Source organism: Stenotrophomonas sp. LST15-1-1.1, assembly GCF_040815575.1.
Classification (GTDB): domain Bacteria; phylum Pseudomonadota; class Gammaproteobacteria; order Xanthomonadales; family Xanthomonadaceae; genus Stenotrophomonas; species Stenotrophomonas lactitubi_B.
The window spans coordinates 901,422-927,691 of record NZ_JBFPNJ010000001.1; the positions used below are offsets into that span (position 1 = coordinate 901,422).

The 26,270-nt window shown below is 63.7% G+C and carries 27 protein-coding genes; 2 read left to right on the plus strand and 25 right to left on the minus strand.

Features of this window, described 5'->3' with window-relative positions; translation table 11 throughout:
* Window positions 1–51 precede the first annotated feature (51 nt).
* Together MRBLST15_RS04015 and MRBLST15_RS04020 are read right to left on the minus strand one after the other, a co-directional pair.
* Window positions 52–720: a hypothetical protein gene (locus MRBLST15_RS04015; RefSeq protein WP_367785286.1), complete on the minus strand. Its 669-nt coding sequence runs from the start codon at window positions 718–720 to the stop codon at window positions 52–54.
* Between the two features lie 194 nt (window positions 721–914).
* Window positions 915–1,424, minus strand: a complete 510-nt coding sequence (locus MRBLST15_RS04020) for a hypothetical protein (RefSeq protein ID WP_367785287.1) — start codon at window positions 1,422–1,424, stop codon at window positions 915–917.
* A gap of 270 nt (window positions 1,425–1,694) precedes the next feature.
* Here MRBLST15_RS04020 and MRBLST15_RS04025 point away from each other — a divergent pair, with 270 nt between their 5' ends.
* Window positions 1,695–2,180, plus strand: a complete 486-nt coding sequence (locus MRBLST15_RS04025) for a hypothetical protein (RefSeq protein WP_265951124.1) — start codon at window positions 1,695–1,697, stop codon at window positions 2,178–2,180.
* Between the two features lie 52 nt (window positions 2,181–2,232).
* Here MRBLST15_RS04025 and MRBLST15_RS04030 read toward each other — a convergent pair whose 3' ends face one another.
* Window positions 2,233–2,847 (minus strand): hypothetical protein, encoded by a 615-nt coding sequence (locus tag MRBLST15_RS04030; protein WP_265951125.1) that lies wholly within the window; start codon window positions 2,845–2,847, stop codon window positions 2,233–2,235.
* A gap of 61 nt (window positions 2,848–2,908) precedes the next feature.
* Here MRBLST15_RS04030 and MRBLST15_RS04035 point away from each other — a divergent pair, with 61 nt between their 5' ends.
* Window positions 2,909–3,184, plus strand: a complete 276-nt coding sequence (locus MRBLST15_RS04035) for a hypothetical protein (RefSeq protein ID WP_265951126.1) — start codon at window positions 2,909–2,911, stop codon at window positions 3,182–3,184.
* Here the strand turns inward: MRBLST15_RS04035 and MRBLST15_RS04040 are convergent.
* The 22 genes from MRBLST15_RS04040 to MRBLST15_RS04145 all read right to left on the minus strand — a co-directional run bounded on the left by MRBLST15_RS04040 (window position 3,181) and on the right by MRBLST15_RS04145 (window position 26,200).
* The gene (locus tag MRBLST15_RS04040; protein ID WP_265951127.1) at window positions 3,181–4,113 is read right to left on the minus strand and encodes an SOS response-associated peptidase family protein; all 933 of its coding nucleotides are present in this window, start codon (window positions 4,111–4,113) and stop codon (window positions 3,181–3,183) included. The two genes, MRBLST15_RS04035 and MRBLST15_RS04040, sit on opposite strands and share 4 nt — an antisense overlap.
* A gap of 66 nt (window positions 4,114–4,179) precedes the next feature.
* Window positions 4,180–4,716, minus strand: coding sequence for a DUF4376 domain-containing protein (locus tag MRBLST15_RS04045; protein ID WP_265951128.1), 537 nt, complete (start codon window positions 4,714–4,716; stop codon window positions 4,180–4,182).
* Window positions 4,717–4,718: 2 nt separating this feature from the next.
* The gene (locus MRBLST15_RS04050) at window positions 4,719–6,017 is read right to left on the minus strand and encodes a hypothetical protein (protein ID WP_367785288.1); all 1,299 of its coding nucleotides are present in this window, start codon (window positions 6,015–6,017) and stop codon (window positions 4,719–4,721) included.
* Between the two features lie 68 nt (window positions 6,018–6,085).
* A complete protein-coding gene (locus tag MRBLST15_RS04055; protein ID WP_265951130.1) occupies window positions 6,086–8,923 on the minus strand; it encodes a hypothetical protein in 2,838 nt (945 codons plus the stop codon).
* A gap of 6 nt (window positions 8,924–8,929) precedes the next feature.
* Window positions 8,930–13,498: a tape measure protein gene (locus MRBLST15_RS04060; RefSeq protein ID WP_367785289.1), complete on the minus strand. Its 4,569-nt coding sequence runs from the start codon at window positions 13,496–13,498 to the stop codon at window positions 8,930–8,932.
* Window positions 13,499–13,938: 440 nt separating this feature from the next.
* Window positions 13,939–14,670, minus strand: a complete 732-nt coding sequence (locus MRBLST15_RS04065; RefSeq protein WP_367785290.1) for a hypothetical protein — start codon at window positions 14,668–14,670, stop codon at window positions 13,939–13,941.
* A gap of 34 nt (window positions 14,671–14,704) precedes the next feature.
* The gene (locus MRBLST15_RS04070) at window positions 14,705–16,672 is read right to left on the minus strand and encodes a hypothetical protein (RefSeq protein WP_367785291.1); all 1,968 of its coding nucleotides are present in this window, start codon (window positions 16,670–16,672) and stop codon (window positions 14,705–14,707) included.
* Window positions 16,673–16,675: 3 nt separating this feature from the next.
* Window positions 16,676–16,891, minus strand: coding sequence for a hypothetical protein (locus MRBLST15_RS04075; protein ID WP_367785292.1), 216 nt, complete (start codon window positions 16,889–16,891; stop codon window positions 16,676–16,678).
* Window positions 16,892–16,968: 77 nt separating this feature from the next.
* Window positions 16,969–17,343, minus strand: coding sequence for a hypothetical protein (locus MRBLST15_RS04080; RefSeq protein ID WP_367785293.1), 375 nt, complete (start codon window positions 17,341–17,343; stop codon window positions 16,969–16,971).
* 125 nt (window positions 17,344–17,468) lie between these two features.
* On the minus strand, window positions 17,469–17,942 hold the full coding sequence (locus MRBLST15_RS04085) for a phage tail tube protein (protein WP_367785294.1): 474 nt from the start codon (window positions 17,940–17,942) through the stop codon (window positions 17,469–17,471).
* Window positions 17,943–18,020: 78 nt separating this feature from the next.
* Complete coding sequence (gene gp17 / locus MRBLST15_RS04090) at window positions 18,021–18,383, minus strand: tail completion protein gp17 (RefSeq protein WP_367785295.1); 363 nt, start codon at window positions 18,381–18,383, stop codon at window positions 18,021–18,023.
* Window positions 18,380–18,883, minus strand: a complete 504-nt coding sequence (locus MRBLST15_RS04095; protein WP_367785296.1) for an HK97-gp10 family putative phage morphogenesis protein — start codon at window positions 18,881–18,883, stop codon at window positions 18,380–18,382. The genes gp17 and MRBLST15_RS04095 overlap by 4 nt, the downstream gene beginning before the upstream one ends.
* Window positions 18,876–19,211, minus strand: coding sequence for a phage head completion protein (locus tag MRBLST15_RS04100; RefSeq protein WP_367785297.1), 336 nt, complete (start codon window positions 19,209–19,211; stop codon window positions 18,876–18,878). The genes MRBLST15_RS04095 and MRBLST15_RS04100 overlap by 8 nt, the downstream gene beginning before the upstream one ends.
* A complete protein-coding gene (locus MRBLST15_RS04105) occupies window positions 19,211–19,513 on the minus strand; it encodes a head-tail connector protein (RefSeq protein ID WP_367785298.1) in 303 nt (100 codons plus the stop codon). Before MRBLST15_RS04105 ends, MRBLST15_RS04100 begins: the two co-directional genes overlap by 1 nt.
* Window positions 19,513–20,037 carry a hypothetical protein gene (locus MRBLST15_RS04110; protein WP_367785299.1) on the minus strand — a complete coding sequence of 175 codons (525 nt, stop codon included), beginning with the start codon at window positions 20,035–20,037 and terminating at the stop codon, window positions 19,513–19,515. The genes MRBLST15_RS04105 and MRBLST15_RS04110 overlap by 1 nt, the downstream gene beginning before the upstream one ends.
* Window positions 20,038–20,065: 28 nt before the next feature.
* On the minus strand, window positions 20,066–21,277 hold the full coding sequence (locus MRBLST15_RS04115; RefSeq protein ID WP_197649711.1) for a phage major capsid protein: 1,212 nt from the start codon (window positions 21,275–21,277) through the stop codon (window positions 20,066–20,068).
* Window positions 21,274–21,921 (minus strand): HK97 family phage prohead protease, encoded by a 648-nt coding sequence (locus tag MRBLST15_RS04120; protein WP_367785300.1) that lies wholly within the window; start codon window positions 21,919–21,921, stop codon window positions 21,274–21,276. The genes MRBLST15_RS04115 and MRBLST15_RS04120 overlap by 4 nt, the downstream gene beginning before the upstream one ends.
* Window positions 21,914–23,173 (minus strand): phage portal protein, encoded by a 1,260-nt coding sequence (locus MRBLST15_RS04125; protein ID WP_367785301.1) that lies wholly within the window; start codon window positions 23,171–23,173, stop codon window positions 21,914–21,916. The genes MRBLST15_RS04120 and MRBLST15_RS04125 overlap by 8 nt, the downstream gene beginning before the upstream one ends.
* Window positions 23,170–25,077 (minus strand): terminase large subunit, encoded by a 1,908-nt coding sequence (locus tag MRBLST15_RS04130; protein ID WP_367785302.1) that lies wholly within the window; start codon window positions 25,075–25,077, stop codon window positions 23,170–23,172. Before MRBLST15_RS04130 ends, MRBLST15_RS04125 begins: the two co-directional genes overlap by 4 nt.
* Entirely contained in the window at window positions 25,010–25,414 is a 405-nt protein-coding gene (locus tag MRBLST15_RS04135; protein WP_312704276.1) for a hypothetical protein, read from the minus strand. Before MRBLST15_RS04135 ends, MRBLST15_RS04130 begins: the two co-directional genes overlap by 68 nt.
* Before the next feature lie 157 nt (window positions 25,415–25,571).
* The gene (locus tag MRBLST15_RS04140) at window positions 25,572–25,910 is read right to left on the minus strand and encodes a hypothetical protein (RefSeq protein ID WP_312704275.1); all 339 of its coding nucleotides are present in this window, start codon (window positions 25,908–25,910) and stop codon (window positions 25,572–25,574) included.
* Window positions 25,910–26,200, minus strand: a complete 291-nt coding sequence (locus MRBLST15_RS04145; RefSeq protein ID WP_312704274.1) for a hypothetical protein — start codon at window positions 26,198–26,200, stop codon at window positions 25,910–25,912. Before MRBLST15_RS04145 ends, MRBLST15_RS04140 begins: the two co-directional genes overlap by 1 nt.
* Window positions 26,201–26,270: the final 70 nt, after the last annotated feature.

Consider the following 26,270-nt stretch of genomic DNA (forward strand, 5'->3'; position numbering starts at 1 on the left):
TTCGGCTCTATCAGTGCCATTGCTGTGCCAAATTGGCCCATATGGCGGCCGTCATTCCAACCATGCTGAGGAGTCGTAAGGCTTCAGAGACAGGCTCAAACAGGCCTCGAACTCTCGAAAGGTTGAGACCAGAGAACGTACCTCGTGTGCGTTCTCGTTGAGCGGAGGGTCGTCAAACTGCAACCGTTTTCCTAGCACATCTGCGACAGCGCTAGTCACCAATATTCCAGCGCGGAAAAGCTCGGGGCTGATGAACGCTCTGTTCATCTTCAATGCATTAATGGCTTCGTCCAACATCTGCTGAACCTCGCCGAAGCGCCGCTCGAATTCGGCCGGCGCGCGCGTAAACAGGGTAAGAGAGATACCCCTGGCAGCCGGCGGAATCCCTGCCACTGCCGCATGGACAGCGCAGATCGATTCGAATCGGCGCTCCCCAAGCCTTAAAGCTAGCGAGGTTTTGATCTGCTGATTTGCTTTTAGCCGCTCAGACTCGGCGATCAAGCTGACCCGGTGGTTTTCCGCGTCCATGGCCAGCTGAGATGAATACCGGGCGTGATCCAAGGCTAGTTGAGCCTTCTCCCCTTCCAACCTCATTTGCATGGATTCAAGTAGGGAGTGCTTGATCTTCTCACGAAAAAAAAACGCCACGGCTGCGGCGAGAACGCCGAGCCCCCCAAGGGCTTGTAGGGCTGCCCATCCGAATTTCAGAATGTCTTGCATCCAGCCGCCCCCATTTGAGATTCAATCAGTCAAGAGCGGTTTCTAGCCAAGTGGGCCACTCTGAGTGGCGGCTTAGAAGTCTGCCTGACTCTAGATGCGAATCAAAGACTTGCTTTGACTTCATTTCTGGAGCATGGGCATGCAGGCCCTTGCAGCGCAAGGGCTCGGTAGCGAGTTTTCTGGAGGCTCTGCGCTCAGACGGCGGGGCCCATCTGGTGGCGCCCCGCCCTCAGCCAAGCCTTCATCGGATCCTTCGCCCTGGGCTTGGTCACCGCCGGCGGCTTGCGCGGCTCCAGCGCTTCCTTGACCCGTTCCAGCTCCCTCGTCCCGGCCTCGGCCAGGCGGCGGGCCTGTTGCTGCTGCTCGCGGGTCGGCGGCAGGCCGGGCATCGGCGGCGGCGGCTGAATCGGGGTGCTGTCTGTCAGCAGGGCGACGGCTTCACGCAGAGGCAGGTCGGGGTAGAGCCTAGCGGCGCACCAGCGCTCGGCGTAGCGCTTTGCCTGCCGGACGTTGGCCGCACGTACTTCCTTCACGTGCCAGAACTTCTGACCTTCCATCCACAGACGGACCCCTGGGCCGCCATCAGGGGTGATGCTGGCCGTCTCCCGGCCGTTGTGCCAGAGCGCCCAGCGCTCACCCGTCTGGACCCAGCCAGAGGGGATTGGGGCATTGCGGAAGCCTTGGTAGCCGTGCGAGGGGAGCATGCCGGGGAGGATACGACCGGGCGTCGCAGATCCTGCGAAGGCGCCGGCCACCTGCCTGAATCGCTCACACTTCGACACGGGTCACATAGCTCGCCGCCTTGGGGTTTTACCTACACCATTCTGGGCGGTCTTCCGATTGCACCTATGCCGGGGTGTTGCGACCGTGCGCGGGCAGTGCAGCACTACCCTACTCACGGAGAGATGGAAGTGAACTCAATGCAAAACGATTGCAGGACTGCCCGCTCGACCCCTCGCCGCCTGATGTTGGGCATGTCACTTGCTTTGCTATCGGTCGGCTTCACTCAGAGCGCGTTCGCCGGTCAGTGGGTGCCAACGGGCCGCCTGCTATGGGTGGACTCGGAAACCATCCAGCCTTATCCGGTGGCCTATACGAACTTCTGCCAGGGCGGCGTGGACGGGCCCAGCGGCGTCTACACGTACGGCGACTGGGGTCCGGAAGGGCTGGGCTCATGCTCGACCGACGCATCCACCGGTTTTGACAACATGAAGTACGGTGGCGGCACCTGTAGGCCAGATCCTCACGCCGTTGGCGGCGGCTATTCCTGCGAGGAGTATCACCACGTTTTCGCAGGTCAGAAGTACCAAGGTCCGATACCGGCGACGTGTAGCACACCTGGACTTTACGGGGTCACCAACTACTACCGTGCAGAGCTTGTGTACTTCGGCTCTGGCGATAATCCAAACGACTACTACGACAGGTTCTTTGAAAGCTCTACCGAGTACGTTTGCCAGTAGTCGGCCACCTAGTACTTAGTTTTATTGTCCCCGCGCGAGCGGGGACGCTGGCTCATATCGCCCCAAGGTCCTTCACGACGGCTTGGCTCTTCTGCAGAAACCCCACCAGGAACCGCCCTCCAGCCACTTGCCGTCCCATCTGCTCATTGAGGTAGCCGGCCTGCAACCGCGCATGGGCGATCAGATCCGCCTGCACCATACTCGGAGTCGCGGCTCGCAGCGGCTCGCCAGGCGATGCCAGCTGCCCCACGATCGGCTGGACCACGGTTAAGCGCTGACTGTCGCTCTTGGCATACGCCGTGGCCATCATCCGGCCGTTCTTGGGCGACCAGCCCCCAAGTACCAACTCGGTCCCTAGCTGCTCGCGCGGAAGACCCGCCTCGGCTACAGCGTTCTCGTAGTTCGGCCACAGCTGGTCAATCACTAGACCCAGCTCGCTGGAGAGTTGCTCCATCGTGAAGTCCGCGCGGAAGCTGGCCTGCAGCGCCAACTCGTAGATGCGGAGGAAGAACTGGGCGGAGCCGCGCGTGGCCAGCACCAGGTTGTGCTGAGGGATCAGCAACAATTTTGCGCCTGCCGAATGAGCACCCGTGCGAGCATCCTCAGCCAAGGTATCCACCGCGACAACGAGGTGGTCACGAGTGAGCAAAACGTTGAGGATGCTCATAGCGGGCTCGTTTGGGCGTCCGCCAACTATCACCTTCCTACAGGCAGCTGTCGAGCCCGCCATGAGCACCGAGATCACCGAAATTCTGGATCGCCTTCATGCCTGCGAGGCAGGACTTGAGGTTCATCGAGGCTACCTCAAGGCGATGGAGTACGCCCTACGCGTTTCAATTCTGACCCATCAGGATCCAAGCGCCCTGCTCGACACATGGACAAGGCTGCTCCCATCGATCGCAAGCACCCACGCGGATGACGGCGGCCCCCTGTTTGTCGCAGCATTCCAGCAATCCCTGACAGTTTTAACCGAGCAGATTGGGCTTGATAGGAACGCCCCCTAGGCTGCCAGCCGATGCTCGTAGAACGGGTGCCGCTTGTCGTCAAAGATCCGGTAGAGGGCTGCCAGGTCGGTCGGGTCCGGATTTAGCCACGCGTCAACGTGCTCGGGCTTGATGTTGATGATGGTCCGGTCATGGCCTGCGGCCGCTACTTCGGGCTCCGGGTCGTCGGTGATCGCGGCGAACGACAGCAGATCCGGCTCCTTGCCTGCCGGGTCCACCCAGTGCGACCACAGGCAGGCAACCAGCATCGGCTCGCGCGTGCGCGGGGTGAACTGCACCACCTGGTTCTTGCCGTCCGGCCCCTGCACGTTCTCGTAGAAGGTATCGACCACCATCAAGCCGTGGGTGTGGCCGAAGGCCGGCGCCCAGAACTTCTCCAGGCTGTCGCGCCTGGCGTTGTAAGTGCCTGGGAAGCGCTGATCGTAGTTGGCCGGTTTCCCGGCCAGACGGCACTGATAGCGCATCGGCTTGATCGTTAGCTTGCCGCCCTCGGACACGATCACCGGGGCATAGACGCCGGGGAAGATCCGGCTGTCCCGGTCCTTGCCCTCGGACCGCTTCAGGTCCCCCAGCTTGCCCATGGCGCGCTCGATCTTGTTGCCGGCGATGCGCACATCTTCCCGGGCCTTCTTCGTCTCCTTGGTCTGCAGCGATCGCTCCGCATCGGCCAGGCGCTTCCGGTTGGCGAAAAGCTGCTGCTCAAGGATGGCGGCCTCGGCCTGGTTCCACTGCTGAATCTCGGCCCACACTACCCGCTCTGCCGGGCTGGTGCCGTCGCGGAACGCATCATCCATCGCCTTCGGGGTCTTGGGCCGCTTCTTGCCCGGGTCGTGGGCGTAGAGCGCGGCGAACTCCTGCAGCGACACGGTGGCGCCGGTCATGCGAACCAGCTTCTGGTAGGCGGCTTCGATCTGGGCGGAATAGCACATGGCCGCAATCTGGCCGCAGGCTGCGTTGTGGCAGCGTGATGGGTGTAGCAGGCGTCAGCCAGCGGCCTATCCGGCGACAGGGGGGCTTTCATGCCCCAGGCCGGATCCCGATGGCCAGCCCGCCATCACGTCGTAGGCGTCCACGTCAGCCTGCGTCTGCAGCTGCTCGATTGCCTCATGGTGCGCGCGCTCAGCGGTGAAGCAGGCCTGCACGTGAGCAGAGATGGCCAGGGCGATCCCCTGCAGTTGCGGCGCGGTCAACTGCACCCACCCGCTTTGCGCCTTGAAGTCCACCGATTCCAGCCCGCCGAGTTGGATGGCCGACAGAACGCCGCTCAGTCGGTTCTGATCGTCAAGCGTGGTGCCAACCTGCACGCCGCCCAGAACGATACCGCCAGTCTCGCGATTCCAACGTTCTGCAGTGGCAGCTGCAGCAAGATCGGCTTTGACTTCGGCCAGCGACTTGAACGGGACCAACGGCAACGGCGTGTTTCCGGCGTCCAGCCACTTTTCATAGTCGGCCCACATCCAGTGACCGCGCGGAATAAACGCACCAGTGTCAGTGCGATGGATGACATCAGGGTTTCCTGTGAGTTGATACATGATTAAAGCTCCGCGTCCATGATGACTTTGTAGCCTTGCGGTCCAGCCCCAAGATATCCAACTGCATTAGGGGTCACCGTAAAGCCGCTAAACGTTGCTACAAGTGCGACACGTTGGCTAGAAACAGGAATGTAATTCTGGCCGCTCGCGGCACCTGCGCCACTTGATCCCGCGCCAGTCAAAGTCGGCGCGCCAAGCACGCTGGTTGCACTGGGCATCGCGCGCATAGTCACAGGGAGTTCCAAGAAGGCCAGAATCTGCGAGTTGCCCAAGCCAATTGCAGTCGTGAACCCTCCGCCACTCATGACCTCATAGGGGTAGCAATAGCGCTGGCACTGCATCAAGCTCAATGCTTTCGGGACGCGTTCAAACTCTGTTGCGATGGCACCGGGTTCAATTTGAACTTCGGTGAAATGCACATCTCCACTCTGTGCGCCAAGGCTGTCACTGCGCGCATTCCAATTTGTGCCAGCCGATGCCCAGAGAGCGAAGCCGAGCGAATTGTTAGCACCGAAGCTTTTACCTGCCACAGACGGAACATTGACTGTGTGAGTGATGCTGTTGATACCTGCTGCTAGCGCGAATTTCTTTGCGCCGATGCCGGAAACAGTGGCACTACCACCAGAGCCGAAGTTCTGACGGACTTCCAATGCAATCTGACGACCCGCTGCACCGCTGTTGAAAACCTTGAAACTGACAGTCACCTGTTGACCGGCGTAGGTGTTCGCACCTTCAATCAGCTGCTCATAAACAACAAAGTGCGCGGCGGCGTCAGAAATAGCACCATAGCTTACGCGAGCAAATGCGGGCGCCTTGATGTTGGGGAACTGGCCGAGGGCGATGGGGTTGCGCACAACGTTCGGGGATGCAACCCCACCTGCGTTGAAGTACCAACGATCAGCTGTATAACCCGCCCCGTTAAACGTCGTACCTCGCTGCCACCATTCAAAATCGCCATTGATGAAACCGTTCTTACCCAGAATGCGCAGCCCGAGGGCAGTATCAACGTTCGCACGCGCCGTCGCCTCAGCCTGCACTGCCGTGATGCGATCAGCGGTTTCCTGCGTGATAAGGGAATGCTCTGCATCAATGCGGGCACCGAGTGCGGCATCTGCCGCTGTGCGCTCGGTGATCTCGTTGTCCAGGCGCCCGCCTATCTCTCCGCCGCCGGACTCCAACAACACCAAGCGTGCCTCGGCATCCTCAAAGTTGTCGTTGCAGATCGCAAACGCGGTAAAGGCGTCGTCGCCTGGACTACCATCTGGCTGGATGGTCGTTTGATCGATGAGTTTCTGCGGCATGTGTCTTTCCTGTTGGCATTGCCCACGGCAAAGCCGGCCGGACAAGCCGGCCAGCGTCATGGGCTGTTTCAGTTCTCTACCGAGATCATCGATAGGCTCTGTGTGATGGTCTGCTGCTGGAACGTGCCAGAGGTGTGCGTCACGTCCTGGGCAGTGAAGCCGGAAATTACTGCCCGGTACTGCATCGTTTCAGAGCTGGGGCTGGTGTCGTTCACTGTGAACGAGCCGCCCCAGTTGGAATCAGCGACGTCCGAGCCGTCAGGCTCGTTGTTGATGATTACCGACCCAGTGACGTTGAGCACCTGCCACAGCGATTCAGCGCCGTTGCCGATCTTCCGATAGACGTCGATTCGCGCAGTGTTTTGGCCCGCTCCGGCAACGAATCCGGTTGGGCCCAGCGTGGTGGCTACCCGCCTGTGCCGCCGCGTAAAGCTGACGGTCACCGTGCGCACGCGGCCATTGGTTGCGAATGGACCGTTGACCAACTCAGTACCGATGGTCTGCGTGGTCGTGGTCTGAACCGCGTTGCGCAGAATGCCGGCAGACAACTGCCCGCCGAAGTACGCACTGCCGCTCGCGTCCATCCACATCATGGCGTTTGCCTTGGAAGCGGCCCCCGCGCCCACGTTGGGGCCGAAATAGTCGATCAGATTGTCGCCTGCTGCACCAAAGCCAGGGCCGATGATTCGCTGTGCCGCCCCCTTCCATACACGCAGGTAGCCGTTGCGCCACTCCATGCCCTCGGAGGCGCCATTGGGAGCGACGATCTCCATGCTGTTGGTCAGGAATCGCAGACTTACCACGTTGCCGTCGTTACCGAGCTCCATACCGCCGACCAGCGGACCACCGCCGGCGTCCGCGATCAGGTGCAGGAACGCCTTGGCCATCACCTGCGCCAGGCCACCCTCGGTCTGCACCACCCTGGCTTCCATGCCCTGAACTACTTGTGCGCTGGCCTTGCCGTCCACCTCGGCCTTGACTGAAGTCAGCTGTTCGGTGACCGCTTCGATGCCCTGCTCGGTCACCTCGACCCTGGCGCTGATCTCCTCGACGTAATCGGCTGAGGCCTTGCCATCCAACTCGACCCCGAGGTGCTGGACTTGTACCGCCTGGGCCGCCTGCTCGGTGGCGATGACCTCGATTGATCTGGTTGCACTGGCCTCGAACTCGCCCACCTCGGCGCGCACCGATTCCACCTGCTTGGCATTGGCCCTATCGCCTTGCGCGATGACCGACTGCCAGGTCTTGACGCCCGCGTATACCTTTCGGTCTCCCGCGTTCCAGTCGCGGTCGCCGGCGTGCTTGTACGTCATCTGGGCTTCGAGCGACGACGTTCTGTCGCCGACAGCCCGGACACCGTCCTCTGTCTCCTCCACCCGGGCGGAGACAGCATCCAGCGCCTCCGCAGAGGCCACGGCGCCGTCTCCTGCGGGCATCCTCGCCGATACCCGGCCGATGGCCTCAGCGTTGGCGCTATCCCCATCAGCGCGCGCCTGGCGCTCCTCCGTTACGCTCGCCTCGGTGGCCAGCGGCCCATCACCCATCGGCATGCGCGCCTGCAGGATCTCGATGGCCGTTGCCGACGCCGCATCAGCGCTTACGCGCGCGTCCCGCTCGGCCGCAAACAGGCCGGTTGCAACCTGGGACAGATCCGTCCCTTCATAGTCACCACGCAGCTGGGCGGCCAACGTCTCCCGCTTGCTGGCCTCGGCAACATCGCCCGCAACCCGCGCCCGCGCCTCCTCCTGCACCAGCGCCACGCCAGCACCCGGTGTCGGCCGGCCGATGGCCACCCAATCCACCAGGAAGTAGTTGGCCACCGCCTGCTCATCGCCGAACTGCAGCCGGACCGCATCCACCTCGGCCGGCCACCAGGCAATGTCCGCCACGTCGACCGTGGCCACGCCATGGTCATCCCACAGGGGCTGGGGGATCAGTGCCCGCTTGTCCACGTCCCAGTTCTGGTCCTCGGCCGTGATCCACTGCAGGTAGCCATTCCACACCGGCGTACCCACTCGCTTCACACGCAGCTTGGCGAAGCGATAGGCGCTGCCGTCGATCTCCAGCGCCGGTGGCGACTGTACCCATGGTGCCTCGGTGCCGTTGGCCGGCCGCAGCCAGCCGTCGATCACGGTGGGATCGGACCCGTTCCCCGTCCAGCCCTCGGCCGTCGTGTCGAAGTACCAGATTTTCCGGCTATCGAACTGCGTGCCGCTCCCGGCCACGATCTCCGACAGCGCGCGCGACAGCGATTCAACGTCGCTCTGTCGGGTTTCGGCCTCCAACGTGATGGCGGCCTCGCGCGCCAGTCGCTCGTTGAGGTCGGCGTCTGCTCGGTGTTGCGCCTCCTGGGTGATTGCTTCCATGGCGTCCGACACGCCCTGCTGCCGCAGCGCTGCCTCGGCCAGCAGATCGCGGGCAGCGTCGGCCAGGCCATCGGCCCGGGCGGCGGCCTCGGTTGCGTCCGCCTCGATGCGGTCGGCAATCTCCTTGGTCAGCCGCTGCTGCTGCTCGATCAGGTCGCTCGTGGTCGGCGATGGCGTGGCCTCCACCACCGAGCCCGAGCCCGGCTTGCCGCGCACGGTCGGGGTGATCCGAAACCACCACTTCGTGCCGCTGCCGTCGCTGTAGAGGTAACGGGTTTCGACGGTACGGCAAATCTCCGTCCACGGCCCCTGCGGGCTCGGCCCGCGCTCGATCACGTAGATCACCCCGGCCTGGTCAACCGGGTTCCATTCGATCAGCACACCATCGGCCACCGGGTTGGGGACAACCCCGTCCACCGGCGGCACCTCCGGTGGCCGATAGGCCACCGGGAACCAGGTCGAGTAGCGCGGTGCCGCCGGAGACGGGGACGGCAGCGCGCCCACGCCGATTTCAACCAGCGTGAGTTTCCTTGCCAGCATTGCGGATTACCTCGCGTATACAGCGTTGAGAGAGTTGCGCAGCGCGCTGCTGCTGGACGTGCGGACGCCTTGGGTGGTGGTGGCGAGCAGATCCCGCAGCAGCTGGTTCTGCTCGAGGAGCAGCGAATTGCCCTGCTGCACCGCGGCGGTGGTCTGCGATTGCGCGTCCTTGTTCACCACCAGGTCGAACACGGCACGGCTGAAGTTGTCCGGCAGCGCCTCGATTGCATCGGCCAGTTGGCCCATGCTGGTGCCGTCCTCCTTGTCTAGGTCGCCCACCTTCATGCCGTCGATCAGGCCGGTTACCTGGTCATACAGACCGTTGTAGTCCTTACCGCTGGCATAGAGGTTCCGACCGAAGCCCAGCGCCGCCTGGGCCGCCGACTGAGCGGCGCTGGTGTCGCCACCGGCCACCGCCCGCTGCAGCTCCTTCATCGCCTCGCCCAGCTTCTCCTGGTCCGTCAGCGGCGACAGGTCGCTGATCGACAGGCCGTACTGCATGGCCTTCTTGTCCTTGTCGATCTGCGCCTGCAGCTTGCCCATGTTCATCGCCCGCAAGGCTTCGATCTTGGCCAAGTCCTCAGCGCGCGCACCGGACAGGCCCAGCGCCTTGGCGTAGTCGTTGGCCGACTTCACCTGCTGGCGGTAGGTGCGCTCAATGGTCAGCGCCTGCTGCTGGTAGCTCGACAGGTCGCCGGTCATCAGCTGCGTGGAAACGTCGGCCATCAGCGTGGCGTAGTTGCCCAGCAGCCCCGTCACCTTCTGCACCTGCGTGGCCAAGTCGGTGCCGGCGACGCTGGCCAGGTCCTGGAAGTAATCAACGGCCTTGTTGACCTTCTCCACCTCCATGCCGCTGAGGGCGCGGCCCAGCTCGTCGGCATTGCCCACGGCCAGTGCGATGGAAGCACTGAGGGCCGAGAACACATCCGACGCTTCGAAGTAGCCATCCAGCTGGCCACCAAACCCTGCAGCCCGAACGGCCTCGGTGAACAGGCGGTCCGTCATGTCGGCTAGGTAGGCCTCCAGCTGCGCCTTCGCCTCTGCCGAATCCGCCGACAGCTGCATCTTGCCCAGCGACACCTTCACCCCGGCCAGCTGCCCGGAGAGATCCACGCCCAGCTGCTTTGCCAGGTCAGTGGCTGCGCCGCGCACCTGGCGAGCCGCCATGTCGAACGTGCGATCGATGCCAGGATCCAGCGCCCCGTACTGCGTCCACTTCTTGTCCGAGCGGAACAGGCCGCCCTTGGCCTTGATATCGGCGTAGGACTGACCGTTGAAGCCCCCGAATCCGTAATCGCCCGTGATGCCCTGACCGGTCACCTTGGGCGCGCTGCGGCCGAACAACTTGGCGTGGATGCTGGAGCCCGACAGGATGGATGCCGTCTTGTCGTTGAAGCCCAGGCCGCGGAACCCCTTGTCCGCGAGCCCAACGGCGCCGGCCGTGGCGATCTTTCCGGCCCAGCTCTCGCCGTTGGCAATGTCCCAGCCCTGATCGAACAACTCGGCGTTCTTCATCATGCCGGCAACAATCCAGCCGATGATCGGCACCGCTGCCGCAGCAGTCGAAGCGGCACCAGCACCAGCTGCCGCGGTTCCGCCCGCTGCGGAGGCGCCGCCACCGGCAAAGGCTGCGACGTTGTTGCCGAACCCTGCGAGGCTCCCCGCGCTGATGCCACCGCTGGCCGCACCGGCGCCGGCGCTGAACAACCCCTGCCCCTTCGACAGCAGGCCGGCGATGTTGCTCAGGTTCTTGCCACCGGCAGCCGATCCGTTTCCGCCGAACAGACCCATGAGGCTGTCCAGGCTGAAGCCACCACCCTGCCCGCCCCAGCCGCTGATCCCCTCCATGATCTTCGTCTGGATGGGGATCACCAGCTTCTGCTGCAGCAGCTCCCGGGCAATGTCCCGCAGTCCCTGCTTGGCTACGTCCTTCAGGTCGCCCCACAGACCGTTGAAATCGCGCAAGCCACTGGCCACGAAATCGGCCATTGCATCGGCAACACCATCCACGCCGTCCAGGACCACATTCGCCCAAGCCTCGGCGTTGGCCGCTGCTTCCTCCACCTGGATCGACAGCGCAGCGGACGCGTCGGCAGCGGCAAGCATTGACCGTTCGTAGGCCTCATAGCTTTCCGCGCCCTTCGCTAGGGCGAGTGCTTCCTTGCCCCCGGCGGCTTCCACGGCCTTCTGCAGCTCCTGCCGCATGTCGCGCTCGTTCATCATCTGCCGGCGCGACAGCTCGCGAGCGCGGCCGACCTTGCCCAGCATGGCCACCTCGGCGTCCATGGTCGCCAGCAGCGCTTCGGGGCTGGACAGTGCCTTGTTGACCTCAGCACTTGAGAGTTCCAGCGCCTTCTGCGACTCCAGCACCAGGGTGTTGTACGCCGCGCGCTCGATGCGCCCCTCCTTCAGTGCCTCCTTGAGCTTGTCCTCCAGTTGCTTCTGGCGCTCGGTGGCTTCAGCCAGCGGCCCAGCCATCGTCGCGGCGGCCATCGCCGCCTGCTCCTTGTAACGCTTGGTCGCCTCCGCGTCGGCCTTGCGGTCCTTGGCGCCAGCACGCTCAGCAGCTGCCGAACCCTTACGCGATTCGGTGAAGTTCTTCTGCGCTGCAGCCAGCTCCGTCTGCAACCGGATGTACTGCGCCCCCTGTTCGATGTACTGCTGTACCTTCGGGTCGTCGCGCTTGGAGAAGTCCACGCCGCCGGCCTGGGCTTCCTTGAACCAGTCGGCTACATCCAGCTTGGCGACCTCGCCCGCGCTCTTGCCTACGCGCGCGAGCTGGCCAGGCAGCGCCTGCATCGCCGAAGCAATGCGCTTTCCGGCAGCGCCTGCCGAATCGCCCAGGACGTTGAACGAGCCCGCCAGGGCATCGGTAGCGCTCTTCGCCTGGGTGCTGCTACCGGTGAACGCCTCAAGGATTGCCCGCTTGCGATCGACCTCCCGGCCAGCAGTGGCCGCGGCGGCGGTTTCTTCCGTCAGGCTCTTTGCGACAGCAGCTGCAGCAGGAGACCCCTCAATCATTGAATTCCACGCCGCCTCAAGGCCAGCCGAGAAATCGTCAGCGCTGATCTTGCCGGCTTTGAACGCGGAATCCAGCCGCTCGGTTTCCTTGATGAAGTCCGAGGCTTGCCCAACGGTCGCAAAGTTGGTGGCGGCGGCCACCATCTCGGTGATCGAATCGGTGATGGTCCGATAGTTGGCGTCGATCTCCTTCTGCAGGCGCAGGATCTCGCCCGCCTGCATCTGGCTGTTGAGGGTTCTGAACTTCTCAATCGCGGTGTCCGCAGCGCCACCGAAGTCCACCAAGGCTGCCGATGCCGTATTGGTGTTGTCCCGGAAGATCAGCCAGCCGGCGGCAGCGGTAGCCAGCATCGTGACAATGCCGGCAGGCCCGCCCAGCATTGCCAAGGTGGACGCTCCCGCCCTCGCAGCCCAACTTGCGCTTGCAGCCGCCGACTGGGTCTGCGCCTGAGCGAGTAATAGGGTCGCCTGCCGGTGCTCAAGCGTCGCGGCAGCAGCCTTGGCGCTGACAGATACACTGCCGCCGATTACTTCCATTCGGCGGACTTCGGCCTGCGCATCAAGCATGGCTGCACGTGCGCGCAATTCAAGCTGCTGCGCAGCAGCCAGATTCTGCGCCGCCGCGGCACGATCAGCGGCCATCCCTGCGTTTGTTGCAGCCACCCGCGCGAGAAGTGCTTTCAGCAGTGGGCCCGAAGCTACCGCCGCACCCGCAACGGCAACCATCTGCAGGTTGTTGCCGAGCGCGCCAATACCAGCGGCGAGCGCTTGCGATGCGCCAGTCGCCTCGTCGGCCCTACCGATCATTACCTGCAAATTGTTGTTGAACAGGGTCAGCGACTGCCCAACGGTGGCGGCCATCTTGCCGAACGCCTCATCAACAGCACCGGCTTGGCTTTGCAGCGCGCTGATTACCTGTTGAGACGACAGCTTGCCGGCAGCGCCGAGTTCACGCAGCTTCCCGATCGGTACGTTCAAGCCTTTCGCGATGGCCTGCGCCAGTGCCGGCGCCTGCTCCATCACCGAGTTCAGCTCTTCGCCACGCAGAGTGCCCGAAGCAAATGCTTGGCCAAGCTGTACTAGCGCCGCCTCTGCACCAGCAGAGGTTGAGCCACTTATGACCATGGTCTTGCTGATGGTCTCTACGACACGTGCCAGCGCGGCCCCAGACAAACCGGTAGCCTCCTGGTTCATCGCGATGCGCTGATACAGCTCCGCAGTGGCGCCAAGAGGCTGTCGAGCCGCGCCAGCGATGCGAATCACGTCCGCCTGAGCCGCAGCGAACTGCGCTTGCCCCTGAGTCACCAGGCGCAGTCGATTGTTGAGGTTTGTCCACTCGTCAGCCTTTCCAATGGCGGCTTTCACCGCAGTCAGCGCCGATGAGAGCCCGATGGCCTCGAATGCCACTCGACGGAAGCCTGTGGCCACTTCATCGGCACCACGACGCGCGGCGTCGGACATCGAAGTTTGGATCGTCGCCATGTCGCGCTGAACAACGCGCGCAGCCTTCCCGCTGTCACGCTCGAAGGATCCCGACTTCAGCAGCAGGTCCACTGTAAGGGTGTAGAGGCTCATCGCGTTTCCAAAAAAAAAGCCCGCACAGAGCGGGCTTTGAGACTTATGGAGGGAGTGTCTTAGCGGATCGGGACGTCCGCCCCATTGATAGTCATGTCAGTCACGATTCCAGCTGCGTTCGTGATACAGGACGCCGAGGCCGGCTGCGCGGCCCCGCCTTTTGTGGCCAAGATCAGGCCTGACCCAGCCGGCCAAGCAAAGTAGTGCTCTCCAGCCGTTCCCCAGTCCTTGGAGTACGGGACCTTCGTAGCACTCGGATTATCCGAGGCAGACTGAATTGCGCTCATGCAGTTCAACAGGGCCTTCTTTGAGCCGTCATCCTTGGGCGACGAACAACCGGCCAGCGCCACAAGCAGCAACGGCGCGAACAACTTCCCAAAGTTCATAAAACCTCCCTAGATTTTCAGGGATCATGCCAGCTACGCAGGGACTTCCTCAAACTCGATGTACCCGGAAAAGTACTGCCGGCTGATGTTTTCGGCAGTCGGCAGCTGCGTGGGGTAGCCGTAGAGCGCTGACCGGGCCGCCAGCAGCGGATCGAGCGCCTTGGTCGTCATATCCCGATACTGCGGAACAACGCAGGAGCGCTGACGGCCAGCCAGCGCCGCGCCGATCGTCTCCCAGTCCATTCCGTTCAAGCCGCCGCCGCGCACAACGTCCGTGGCCCGGCCGGACAGATTGCAGGTCAGCCTGCGGTACAGCGCCCCAGGCACGGTATTGACCTGCCCGCCCTTCGTCCTGGTGTGGGCGCTGGTGTCGATCGTGGCAACGCCCCAGCCGTCGCTGATTCCCACATCCACGGCCTGGAAGATGGCAATCTCGCCGATATCGACGTTGGTCACGGTGGTGTCGATTTCCACGGACACCGTTGTGACAGGCACCGAACCCTGCGGGAAGAGCCATGCGCACACGCTTCCGTCAGGGAGCCGCGTCGTCGTGCCAACGGCGCCCGCAGCGCGCACCGCCACGCCCGCTGGGACGTTCAGCCCCAGCACCGCCACTATTCCCGGCACGACGGCCTGGGCGAGCGTCACAGTGACGGACAGGGCCCCCGTCCGTCGAATCCGGCTGGCGCGCCCCGGCTTGCCGTCGAACAGCGCGGCGCCCTGATCGCTACTGAGCCATGTTCCGCCGGCCAGCGTCACGGTCACTGCTGCCGGCATTCCATATCCGATAAGCACACTCTCACCCCCACAAGGTCAGCACCACATCACCCGTGGCTGGGTTTCTCTCAACTCGGCGCACCAGTACCGGCTTCCCGTCAGCCAGGCCGTACCGGCTGTAGTACAACCGGCCAATCTGCCCAGGCAGCGGCGCAAGCTGCTGATCACCGCGGACGGTGACCTGGTAGAAGAAGCGTTGCCGCTGGTAGATGGCCACCACCCGGTCGATCTCGGTCTGAGCATCGGCCGCCCGCCAGAACAGCGAGATAACCGGATCAGCTGCCTCGGCTCGGCGGTAGTGAGCGTCCAGCGGCCCAGCCGCGAACACCTGGCCGCGATACAAGGCGGTCAGTTCGTCACGCCGCGCCTGCGGAACGTCGACCACGTCGGTGACCAGGTCCGACGCACCCAAGGCTTGGGCATTCGGCCTGTAGGCCATGCGGCGGGTCAGGTTGGGCGCTTCATCCGGTACGCCCACCAGGTCGCTGGCCATATCGTCGTCGGTCAGCTCGAACGCCGGCACACCCTCATAGCTCTCCGGAGCCACTACCCGAACGAACCGCAGCACCCCGGTCGCATCTTGGTAGCACCCGGTTCCGTAGCTGGGCAGGATCGCATTGAGCGCATCGCGGCCGGTGATCGACGTTCCCGCGTAGTACCCGACCCCCTCGTAGCCGGTGGCGGCGTCGATGGCCGCGCAGTCGGCTGCCGACCACGCCCCCATGCCCAGGCGCCCCATGATCTCGGCGACGGCCAGAGACAGCGTTGCTGGCGCCATACCGGCTCCCACGCTGGACAGGTCAACCACCACTGGCATCACCGGTGGAGACTTCATCAGCAGCTGCTGGTGATCCGGCGCAACTTCAAAGGTCCCCGGCTCCATCAGGTCGCCGCGATCCATGACCGCATCGACATAGACCGGGCCATCGGCCAGGAACATCGAGGTGGCGTCCGAGTTACCGCCGGCGGCCGGCACACTCGCCACGGCGCCGATCACGACCGGCTGTGGCTTCCATGCCAGTGACGCGACATTGGGCAGGAACACGCCACGGTTGATGGGCTGGGCCAGATAGTCGTGCGCGTCCCGCAGGTGGAGGGTCTTGCTGCCGTCGTCGTTGATCTCGATCTGGTCGATGGCACAACGAAACACCGGAACCGCATCGGCGAGCATGGCGGTCTCGTCAACCATCAGGATCTGGACCGAGGCACCGGAGCCGCCTGAGAGGGCGAGCCCATCAAGCATGCCCTCGGCATCTGCCACGACGCACTCAGCCGCTGCCGATTGCGAGACGGGGTCGCCGCCCCACGGCCAGAAACTCAGTTCCTGCACCAGGTTCACGCCCTCTGCGACCAACCCTTCATAGCGGGCGTTTGCCGGGCTATCGCCTGGCGCAGAAAGCCAGTCGCCATCGGCCAGCCGTGCCGACGCGACCTGGGCCTGCTCCAGCCTCCACCCGGCGATCGCGGCATCACTCCGCGCGCCCCACTGTCCAGCGTTCACGGCCAAGCACAGCCCACCGGCCTTGGTTGCAGCCAGAGAAGCGGCAAAGTGCAGCGGACCGGCCAGCAGTAGGTCGCGCTGGTGGACCAGCGAGCCGTTGAGATAGAGGTGCAGCCTGGACGGGCTCCCGAAGGAAACCCGCATCCCGACGATATCGCCGTGCTGCACCAACGGGAGGCCCGTGGCGATGGCGCCGATGCCTTGGATCAGCCGGCCGGTTGCCAGCTCCCAACCGATACCCTCCCCGTTTGTGCCCGGCGCCTGGTTGAGTGGCGCCGCCGGCGTGACGAACCCGACCACGGCGGAAAGGTCGTCGTCACCCCACAGAGCGAATTCAACGCCCACAACGCCGGTGATCAGGGTGAAGTCCGATCGCGCGCACCGGTTGAGATCGGCCGCGGCCGTCGTTGCGAGAGTGAGCCCCCCATCTCGGGCGGCGAGAAACGGTCCAATGGGAAGCGCAGCGAAGCGCCCGAAGGTGTCGGCCATGGGTCATCCAAGAGAATCAAACCAGTCCTCTGCCTCGTCGTCGTCGGACCGGGGCACAAGGGCGTCCAGGTAGTGCTGCATGCCACGCTTGGTGCCGCCCTGGCTGTGTGCAGCGGTGATGTATGCGACGAAGGCAGCTGGCTTCAGGTGCAGGCTGACCGGGTCGATGGGATTGCGCTTGTGGAACTCCCACCATTCCAGGAACTCGCGGCGCGACATGGCCGCCTGCAGTTCCGACACCGTCCGGTGTAGGTGGCCGGCGAGGACCTTCCAGAACCAGTCCTCGCCACGCTGCCTTAGTCGTTTCCCGCGTCCGCCTGGGCCTGCGCGGCCTCGTCACCGAACCCGGAGTGCTTCATGGCTACGCGCTGCAGTTCTGCCGCCACCAGCGGCTTCAGCTGGGCGGCCTGCGTCACGTTCATCACCGGCTTGCCATCCTCGTCGCAGATGGAGGCAGCGATCAGCTTGGCGCGGTCGCCCTCGCTCCACAGCTTGCGGAATTCCGCATCGGGCAGCTCGCGCACGTGGAACTGCGCCTTGGCTCCGTTGGGCAGCGTGATCGTGTCGGCGTGCACATCCTTCGACGCGAACATGCCCAGGCTGGTGAACGACTGCAGGATGCTCACGGGCTGCTGCAGATGGGTTTCGGGGGTTTCGTTGGTCTTGCTCATTGGCCGTTTCCTTGAATGGCGACAGGGCGCGCGGGCCGCGCACGGCTAACACGCGGAGGATCCGCGCGCCCTGCCAAAGAGAGGGCCCGCCGAAGCGGGCCTGGGTGTGTGCCGTTGCCGCAGCCTTACGGCGTCGGGCGGTGGGTGGTCACAGCACCGGAACCGCGGATGGTCATCGTGGCCTTCCACACATCGTTGTCGGCCACCGTCACCGCGAAGTTCTGGACGAACCCGTTGAACTGCTTGGATACGACGGTGGTGGGCGGGGTGATCACACCATCAACGGCCACCGGCTTGGCCACGCCGGCCGTTTCGCTGCCTGGCGCCGTGACCAGGAAGTTGACCACTGCGCCGGTCAGGTGCAGCTGTTCCAGCGCTTCGGAGTCCACCGAGTCATAGATGACCTCGATGCTCGTGCTGCCGGTTGCCTTGCGGCCGGCGACGAACTGATCCCAGTCGTCATCGAAGTCGGAAATGTCGATTTCCGACGCCTGGCCGTCCGGGAAGCCGACCGAGCGAATGCGGGTCACCTTGATGACCTCCGCCGCGCCGATGGCGATGAACAGCTGGGTGTGCTTCGACTTGAGTACCTGTCCCATAGGGGTTTCCTTGCGTTGTGCCCGTCGACGGGCATGAAAAAAGCCCCTTGCGGGGCCGGTGGATTGCCGTTGTGTGGATCAGCGCAGCTGCAGCAGCCGCACGTCGAATGAAATGCCCACTGCGTCCGTGTCGTCGTTGTCGGGCGTCGGGTTGTACGACTCGACGCTGCCCACGCGCTCCACCACATCGCGGATGGCGACGGCGACGCCGTTGCCCTGGCTCAGGCTGTCGCCCCATACGGTCAAGCGGACCCGCCAGCCGTCTGCCGGCGGTGGTTCGGACAGCATCGCGGTCGGTGAGCCGCCGACCACTTCCCACGTTGCGTACGGGAGCGGGGTGTCCTGGGGCGCGCTGCCAAGGAATAGACGGGCGGGGTCGCCGAGCACCTGCCGGACGGTTGCATCGTCTTCCAGCAGGGACTGGATCAGGGGAACCATCATCTCCAGCCCTCCTTCCTCAGCTGCTTGTCGAGCGCGGCCCGAGTCTCATCGATGATCACCTGCGCCGCCTCCGGACCTTTTGCTTCGCCTGCCGGCGTCAGGAACGGCGATGCCCGCTGCTTCTTCGTGCCGAACTCGAGGAACCGCCAGTAGTAGGCCCAGCCGCGTTCAACGTAGGATTTCCCTGCTCGACCACGTCGCTTGTTCCGCTTGGTGTTGGCGTACTTGCGTCGGCGGCCAGACTTCACCCCAACGGTGAAGTACTCCCCGTCCTTGCCCACGCCAGCGCGGGACCTGTTTTGCGCGTTGGCTCGGCGCGTGATGATCTGGCTGGCCAAGAACCCCGACGCCTTCGGCGCACGGCGCCTCGCATCGTCCCGGATCACATTGCCGCCCTTGCGCATACCGGCTCGGACCGCACTTCCCCGTACGGCCCTGGGCGCATCCCGTAGCGATCGCAGCAAGCCGGCCAAGCCGTGAATGGATATCTGCTCAGCCATTGCTTAACCCCGCTACGGCGATGATCGCCATCTCGCTACCATCGTTGCTTGGGGCGATGCTCTTGATCGCATACGGCTTGCCCCGCTCCACAATGCGCCAGGTGGGCTCGACATGGCGCGGGATCAGGTCCCAGCGGACTTGCTCCCGATATCGTTCGGCGCCGGCCGCGACCGCCTCTGCCGTGGCACTGAGCTGGTTCGTCTTCTTCGCCCACGCTTCGGCGACGAACTCCCACCCCTTTTTTTTCGGTCCGCCCAATGGATCCCGTACTTCGACCGGCCGCTCGAAGCGGATCAGGTGGCGGCGCTGCCCTGCTGAAGTGGCCATCAGAATCGTTTCCTGTACCAAAGAAGCCGGGACACGCCAAGCGCGATTTCTGAGGTCAGCTCACCTACAGCGCTGCGGTTTTCCGCCCAGTTTCCGACCATCAGCAGCACTGCCTGGCGCACGTCAGCCGTCAGCGCCATTTCGCCCTCGCTGGAAGGGTCACCCTCAACCAAGGTGCGATCGCAGTGCATCTGTACATGGGCCAGGGCAGCGTCAACGTATGACTGCAGCAACGCGTCGCTGATTTCGTCAACGATCCGGCACTGCTCGCGCACCAGTGGAAGGTCGAGGGTGATGGCCATTACGCCGACTTCCCGCTCTTCTGGGCGTCCGCCAGCACCTCTGCCAAGCGCTGCACGCCCCAGCGACGATCGAAGGTGGCGCCTGCCGCCTCCAGTTGCTGGATCAGCTGCTGCTTTTCATCTGCGCCGCCTGCATCGGCGACACCATCGGTGCCGGCATCGACAGCTGCTGTCGGCTGGCTAGCGGCGGTGGCATCGCCGCTGGCCGCCTGCGCGCCGCCCGCATCGGCCACGGCATCCGCCTGGGCATCCGGAGCTGCCGCCGTCGAGGTGTCGCCCTCGCCTGCCTTGAATTCACTCGGGCCGGCCGGCTTCGTCTCCTCTGGCGCAGCACCTTCATGCAACTGCACCACCAGGCGCTTGCCAACAAGCGCGTGCCCGTATTCGGGCTCCACGTCCGGGAATACATCGCCCGCCTTCACATCTGCGGACGGCGATTTGAGCTTCGGGGCATCACCACGGAAGCCCCACAGTGCTTTGATTTTCATCTTCGTCACTCGGTATCGGGAGAGAGACCGGCGCATTGCCGGCCTCCCTCGTGGTTGGCGGCGATTAGGCCTGCGGCTTGAAGCGGCCCTTCACGAACGCTTCGACGCGGCGCTTGGCCAGGCCCAGGCGTTCTTCCACCAGCAGCACGCGCTGGTTCTTGACGAAGTCGTCGTTGATCAGGCCGACCTTGAACAGGAAGCTCATGCGGTCGTAGATCGTGGCGCCGCGCTGGAAGTTGGCGACCAGGAACTCGCCACCGGTAGTGGTGCCGTCGCCCTCGTCCATGCTGTCCGAAGCCACCACCGGGCGGCCCCACAGGATCGGGGTCACGAAGCCCTGCAGGTTGGCAAACAGGTAGCGGTTCTGGCTGTCCTTCTCCAGCTCGATGTTCATCCAGTCCAGCTCGGTCATCACCGTGGCATCGGCCGACAGCTTCGACTGCTTGCGCACCTGGTAGATCGCGCGGCGGACCGTGTCGATCGAGGTGTCGCTGGCCTTGGACAGGTCATCATCGAACAGCGTGGCGTCCGTCATCAGGCCCGGCAGGTTGTTGCCAAGGCCGTCGCCCTTCAGGATCTGGACTTCTTCTTCCAGCTTCAGGTCATAGCGCAGCAGCTGCTGCAGATAGCCGTACATCTGCGGCACGTCGTCCAAGGCCTCGTCGGTGACCGGGATCCAAACCGCCAGCTTCTTCACCAGGTCGGTCTTCTGCTCGAAGGTGACGTTGCTCTGCGGCTTGGCGCCGCCCTCGCCGACCGGGCCTGCGCCGCGGGTGTGCAGCTTCTCGCGGAAGTAGGTGTAGCTCTGGCCGGTGACCGAGATCGACGGGATCAGGTCGCGGATGCGCAGTTCCTGGCGAATACCCTGCTGGATGGTCGGGTCGTAGTTGGGAACGACGATGCCGGCGCTGGTAACGGCCTTGGTTTCCTGCATTGCTGCCAGATCATCCTTCTTGATCTCGATCTCGGCAGCCGGCTTTTCACGGCCGAGCAGCGACTTGTACTCGTCGTTGCCCTTGATGAAGTCGATGAAGCCCTTCTTCTGGCCGGGCTGGTTGGCCAGGCCGATGCCCTTCTCCTCCAGCTTCAGGACCTTGTCCACCACCTTCTGGATTTCGTCAGTGGCGGTCTGGATCTGCTTCTTCAGGTCGGTGGTGACCTGGTTGCCCTTCTCGATCTCGGTCGATGCGCTGTCGTACTTCTTCTGCAAGCCGGCAAAGCCTTCCTTCAGCTGCTTTTCCAGGCCTTCGCGGATCTCGGTGATGTTGTCGCTCATGGGTTGATTTCCTTGAAAATGGATTCGATGGATGTGCCGAGTTGCTGCAGCTGCTTCACGGTCTCCGTGTCCCCAATGCCACCGTCACGGTGGATCGCGGGAAAGCCGAGCGAGGCGACGGCCGCCGCCTCTTTCTGGGACAGCCCCATGCGTTCGCGCAGGGCCGATTCGAAGGCGCGAACGTCGGACTTGACGCTCATCACCTGTGCTTCGGGATTCATGCCAAAGGGGACGACCGAGGCCTCCCACAATTCGGCCTTCTTGATTACGCGCACCCGCCGTCCCTCGCGGGTTTCCATCGCGTCCTCCAGCGTGTTGAAGCCGACAGACATTTCGTCCAACGTGCCGGCCTTCATCAGCTCGTAGGCGTCCTTGGCATAGCTGACGTTGAGGTTGACCTTCCCTTTCAGGTGCAGTCCGTTGTCGTCCTGCTTGAACTCGGCATCGCCGATCAAGCGGGTCAGGTTGTGGTACAGCGCCAAGCGCAGCCGGCCAGTCCGGGTGGTCTTCACCTTGACGAAGGCGCCCGGCAGGATCAGGTCTTCGCCGAGATCCACGTTGTTGAACACCGAGGCATAGCCCTCGAAGTTGCCGGCGTCATCAGCCGCCTTTACCTCGAACGGGCAGGAATACTTGCTAAGCATTGGCGGGATCTCCCGTTTTGTCGTCGCTGCTGGAGTCGGGTTGGTTGCTGGTCCACCGTGTGACCTGGTTGTATTGCTCGCCTTCCAGCACAGGCAGGTTCTCTTTCACCCGTACCTCGTTGATCGCCATCCACCCCGAGCCGCCCGAACCGCCGAGGGCGGTCTTGTAATAAGTGGCTCGGGCACCGCTGTCGGCGCGCAGCAGCCCCTCCACTACGGCCTCCACGAACATTTCGCCTTCAGCGAAGAGCTTGTCGTTGATCTCGCTCTCGATCGCGTCGAGGTATGGCTTCAGGCCGAAGGTGACGAAACCGCTGGTCTGCTGCTCCAGATTCGAGCCCAGCACCGAAGTGGAGCGAGCGCGGTTCGTCAGGTAGAGCGGAACGCCCCAGATGCCGGCAAGCGCCTCCTCCTGGAACTGCTGCGATTCGATGAACTGGCTGTCTTTCTGCGTCAGGCCGGCCGGCGTGATCGTTGGTCCGCCCTGAAGGATGGCCATCTTGCCCAGGTCATCCACGTCACCCTGGCGGATATCCGGAAGCTTCGCCTTGATCTGGGCCTGCTGCTCTTTGGTCAGGAAGCCCGGGTAGGTGATGTATCCACCGGTGAAGCCGCCCTTGCGCATGAAGCGGGCCGACCAATCCTGCGCAGCGCGCGCCAAGCCTATGGTTTCAGCCTGGTATTCGACTGGCGACAGGCCAGCAATGCCGTCCGCACTGAACAGCTTGAAGTGCAGCATGTTCTCCGGTGATACAGGAGTTTCACTGCCGTTGATCGTTGCCCAATAGATTAGGCCGTCGTCGGTGTCGATGCGGACGTTGTCCACTCCTACCGGGATCAGGCCGATCCATGCGCCGTCGTCGTCGCGTTGGATGATGGCGAAAGCGTTACCGCGCAACGCCATGTTCACCACCACGGCTTTGATCAGGTCCAGCCACTTGATGTACGGGTTGGGCTTGGTCAGCAGCCTCAGCAGGCGGCGCCGTTGGGCGCTGCTGCCCTTAACGAGCGCTCGCAAACCGCCTTTGTCCTCGTACAGCTTCCAAGGCAGGCCGGCAGCGGACTCGGAAAGCACCTTCACGCACGACCAGACGATGCTGACCGTAAGGGCGCTCTTCTGGGTTACGCGAACACCGGCCTTCGTGCCCTTTCCACCGACCGAGAGGTCGACCTCGACGTAGTTCCCCGTCGCGGGGTCGTCATAGCCGAAGAACCGCCAGCTCTTCGGGTTGTACCAGCGAAAAGTTGTCATCCGATCAGTCCAAAGAAGCCGTTTTCCAGGTAGTCATCAATGCCGCCGGAGTCCTGCGGCATGGCGTGTGCCGCGCCGATGGCCATGCAAAGGGCCACCGCGGCGTCGATCTTGTTTGCCGACCTGGCCTTCGACAGCCAGCTGTTGCCCCAGCGGTCCGACTCGATGACGGCGGACATGATTGCGGACACCAGAACCGGGTTTCGACGCAGGCGCAGGCGCCCTTCCAGCAGCGCCTCCTCCAGCAACCGCAGCGATCCGGGCATCCACATGCCTTCCGGAGCGGGCTGGCCCGCCTGCTCTGCGGCCTCCACCGCGGCCTCCAGTGGTTTGCCCTTCTTGCACCCACCCTGCGGGTGCTCAGCGAAGGCCACCGACAAGCCAATGTCGTTGACCTCCTCCTCGAATCGCCGGAACGCGTAGCGGTCGTATGCAACCAGCTGCACGTCGTACCGGTTGTCGTACTCGGCCATGACTTGGGCCACATGCCGGAAGTTGATCGCCTGGCCCTGCGGCGCGTGCAAGAAGCCACCGTTGACCCAGGCGCGGTAGGGAAGCTTGTCCTGCAGCTGCCGCGCGTCCAGCGTGTCGCCGGGTGTCCAAGCCTCGATCCACGCGTCGAATGTCGGCTTCTCGATGACGATCTTCTCGCCCTCGACTTCAACCTCCACCGGTACGCTGCCGGTCTCGACCACCGCCGCCATCGCGGTGATATCGCGCACTTGGGACAGATCGAGGCCGAGGTATACCTTGAGGCCCGCATGCATCTGCGGATCGAAGTCGGCCAGAGCAGGTTCAAGTGTTGGGCGCGTCATCCAAGCGGTCTCCGCATCGGTCCACACGCAGAAGTGCAACCGAAGAATGCCGTTCAGCGACCCGGGTATGGCCTTGGCTTGCGCCACCACACCCGCCAGGTACTGTTCGGTGATCGTTACCCCCAGCAGGGGATTGGCCTTCGCCCAGCAGCGTGGGTCCTCGAGCGGGTCGTCCCCGTCGTCCAGGCTGCACACATAGCTGAAGGTGCGGTCATCGATCACGTCGCCAATGAAGGTCGGATCGTTCACCGCCTCGGTGTGGCCGGCTGCCACCTTCACCGCGTGTTCGTGCTCTTCCCAGCACACCGAGGTCCGGTCGCTACCGGAGTTGGTGATCATGAAAAGCAGCGGCTCGCGGCGGAACTTGAAGCCGCGCTCCAACATTTCGATGATTCGCCGATCGGGCAGCTCGTGCACCTCATCGACCAGCACGAAGTACGGCCTGGGGCCAGAGCCGGTGCGCCCTGTATCGCGCGATACGGGTCGGAAGAAGCTCGCGCTGGCGTGGTGGGCCATGCTGAATTCCCGGCCCTCACCGCCAGCGAAGTCGACGCGCTTAGCCAGCAGCGGCGACTTCTTGACCATCTTCACCGCGTCAGCGAACAGAATGCCCGCCTGGTCCTTCTTTGCCGCCGCCGCATAGATTTGCGCGCCGGCCTCACCGGCTGCAGTCATTCCCAACAGGCCAAGCCCACCGGCAAGCGGGCTTTTTCCGTTGCCCTTGCCCTGTTCGATGTACGCGCGGTGGAAGCGGCGCAGTCCATCCGGCCCTTTCCAGCCAAACAGCGAGCCGATGATGAACGCCTGCGACGGGTGCAGCTCGAACTTCCGGCCCTCGAACTGGCCCTCCGACAGCATCAGCACGTTCTCGAAGTACCGGAACGCGTAATCGGCAGCCTCGTGGTCAAAGAAAAGGCCCCGTTCGGGGCCTTGGATTAGATCCTGGAGGTGGCGACGGCACGCATTGCGTACATGTGGCCCGGCAACAATGCGGCCAGCTACCACGTCCAGCGCATATGCCTTAGTGCGATCGGCCGGAGCCTGCGCCACCGAAGAACTCTTCGCCCGCGTCTTCGTCGTCACCGCCATGCGAAACCTTCGATTCATCCACAGGAGTGGCACCCAGCTTCGACAAGATCGAGCTGAGCGCCTGGGTTGCTGACACGCCGAATTCGGCTTTCGGGTCTTCCATGCGAGCGGTCCAGAGGCAGGCCAGGCGCAGCAGCACGCGGTGGCTTGCGTTGAGCCAGGGCATTTCTGCGGCGAACTCCTTCCACGCCCGCTTCTCGCCGGCCGTCATCGTCTTGTAGGGCTCGCCCAAGGCGCGAACGCCGGTCGGGCGCTTCCTGCCGGCGTGCCGGCCAGGGTTCTTGATGGCGGCGCCGCTTGTCGCAGCTTTTGCGACGGGCAGTCGAGGCCTTGCCATGAATTCCTCTGGAAAATGCGGTGATATCAAGGGGTTTTGAGAACGTCAGGGGGTCGTCCGACGAATTGTGGATACGCGTGTTTGGGGGGGCGGACGGTCTAGGAGCCGACCACCTCCATAAATTTGACCCCCTCGTGGAACATTTCCGTGAAACGCGCTAGATGCCAATGGGCCAGCCATCGTTGTCACACCCACGGATCTGCGCAGAACCACGCTCAAGGCGCGCCTGATCGCTGCTGTGGCAGTTGGCGCACTGGCTGTCGAAGGGACCTGTCCAGAACATCTCCTCGGTCTCTCCGGCCGGATGCCCATTGGTGTGGTTACACACCGTCGCCACTGTCACGTGGCCTCGCGCTTTGCACTTGCTGCACAGCGGCTCACGCTCCAGTTGCACCTTGCGTGTGCGTTGCCAGCGCGCGGTGCCATACAGGTGGGCGAAGGCGCTGCCACCGGTCTGTCGTGTCCTGCCGCGGCGTTGGGTAGGGGCTGCTGCCATCAGTACGAGTTCCCGTCCAAGTCGACACGCTCGGGCTCGGCGCTTTCGTCCTGCACTGGTGTACCCGCCTCCTCGCCCAACAGGAGCGCGACCGCCTGCACCAACATGCCGACATGCGTCACCAGTTCGGCGAGCTGCTTGCCCTGCTGTTCCATGATCCCGACCAGTCGATCAATGCGTGCGTCTGTGCTGCCATCGATGCGCGCGGCCAAGGCGGTGACTGCTGCAGCGCGCGCAGCCTGCTCAGCGGCGAGTGCTGCCGCCACGTCTTCAATCCGTGGAACGTCCATCAGCAAACCTCGTTGTTCGCAGGAACAGGCCGCGGCGAATCCACCGCTCGACCCGGTCCCATTCCGGTTC

Excerpts from the sequence above, each read along its gene's own strand:
- MRBLST15_RS04015 (WP_367785286.1), bottom strand. The coding sequence starts at position 720 with ATGCAAGACATTCTGAAATTCGGATGGGCAGCCCTACAAGCCCTTGGG.
- MRBLST15_RS04020 (WP_367785287.1), bottom strand. The coding sequence starts at position 1,424 with ATGCTCCCCTCGCACGGCTACCAAGGCTTCCGCAATGCCCCAATCCCC.
- MRBLST15_RS04025 (WP_265951124.1), top strand. The coding sequence starts at position 1,695 with ATGTCACTTGCTTTGCTATCGGTCGGCTTCACTCAGAGCGCGTTCGCC.
- MRBLST15_RS04030 (WP_265951125.1), bottom strand. The coding sequence starts at position 2,847 with ATGAGCATCCTCAACGTTTTGCTCACTCGTGACCACCTCGTTGTCGCG.
- MRBLST15_RS04035 (WP_265951126.1), top strand. The coding sequence starts at position 2,909 with ATGAGCACCGAGATCACCGAAATTCTGGATCGCCTTCATGCCTGCGAG.
- MRBLST15_RS04040 (WP_265951127.1), bottom strand. The coding sequence starts at position 4,113 with ATGTGCTATTCCGCCCAGATCGAAGCCGCCTACCAGAAGCTGGTTCGC.
- MRBLST15_RS04045 (WP_265951128.1), bottom strand. The coding sequence starts at position 4,716 with ATGTATCAACTCACAGGAAACCCTGATGTCATCCATCGCACTGACACT.
- MRBLST15_RS04050 (WP_367785288.1), bottom strand. The coding sequence starts at position 6,017 with ATGCCGCAGAAACTCATCGATCAAACGACCATCCAGCCAGATGGTAGT.
- MRBLST15_RS04055 (WP_265951130.1), bottom strand. The coding sequence starts at position 8,923 with ATGCTGGCAAGGAAACTCACGCTGGTTGAAATCGGCGTGGGCGCGCTG.
- MRBLST15_RS04070 (WP_367785291.1), bottom strand. The coding sequence starts at position 16,672 with ATGGCCGACACCTTCGGGCGCTTCGCTGCGCTTCCCATTGGACCGTTT.
- MRBLST15_RS04075 (WP_367785292.1), bottom strand. The coding sequence starts at position 16,891 with ATGTCGCGCCGCGAGTTCCTGGAATGGTGGGAGTTCCACAAGCGCAAT.
- MRBLST15_RS04080 (WP_367785293.1), bottom strand. The coding sequence starts at position 17,343 with ATGAGCAAGACCAACGAAACCCCCGAAACCCATCTGCAGCAGCCCGTG.
- MRBLST15_RS04085 (WP_367785294.1), bottom strand. The coding sequence starts at position 17,942 with ATGGGACAGGTACTCAAGTCGAAGCACACCCAGCTGTTCATCGCCATC.
- gp17 (WP_367785295.1), bottom strand. The coding sequence starts at position 18,383 with ATGATGGTTCCCCTGATCCAGTCCCTGCTGGAAGACGATGCAACCGTC.
- MRBLST15_RS04095 (WP_367785296.1), bottom strand. The coding sequence starts at position 18,883 with ATGGCTGAGCAGATATCCATTCACGGCTTGGCCGGCTTGCTGCGATCG.
- MRBLST15_RS04100 (WP_367785297.1), bottom strand. The coding sequence starts at position 19,211 with ATGGCCACTTCAGCAGGGCAGCGCCGCCACCTGATCCGCTTCGAGCGG.
- MRBLST15_RS04105 (WP_367785298.1), bottom strand. The coding sequence starts at position 19,513 with ATGGCCATCACCCTCGACCTTCCACTGGTGCGCGAGCAGTGCCGGATC.
- MRBLST15_RS04110 (WP_367785299.1), bottom strand. The coding sequence starts at position 20,037 with ATGCGCCGGTCTCTCTCCCGATACCGAGTGACGAAGATGAAAATCAAA.
- MRBLST15_RS04115 (WP_197649711.1), bottom strand. The coding sequence starts at position 21,277 with ATGAGCGACAACATCACCGAGATCCGCGAAGGCCTGGAAAAGCAGCTG.
- MRBLST15_RS04120 (WP_367785300.1), bottom strand. The coding sequence starts at position 21,921 with ATGCTTAGCAAGTATTCCTGCCCGTTCGAGGTAAAGGCGGCTGATGAC.
- MRBLST15_RS04125 (WP_367785301.1), bottom strand. The coding sequence starts at position 23,173 with ATGACAACTTTTCGCTGGTACAACCCGAAGAGCTGGCGGTTCTTCGGC.
- MRBLST15_RS04130 (WP_367785302.1), bottom strand. The coding sequence starts at position 25,077 with ATGGCGGTGACGACGAAGACGCGGGCGAAGAGTTCTTCGGTGGCGCAG.
- MRBLST15_RS04135 (WP_312704276.1), bottom strand. The coding sequence starts at position 25,414 with ATGGCAAGGCCTCGACTGCCCGTCGCAAAAGCTGCGACAAGCGGCGCC.
- MRBLST15_RS04140 (WP_312704275.1), bottom strand. The coding sequence starts at position 25,910 with ATGGCAGCAGCCCCTACCCAACGCCGCGGCAGGACACGACAGACCGGT.
- MRBLST15_RS04145 (WP_312704274.1), bottom strand. The coding sequence starts at position 26,200 with ATGGACGTTCCACGGATTGAAGACGTGGCGGCAGCACTCGCCGCTGAG.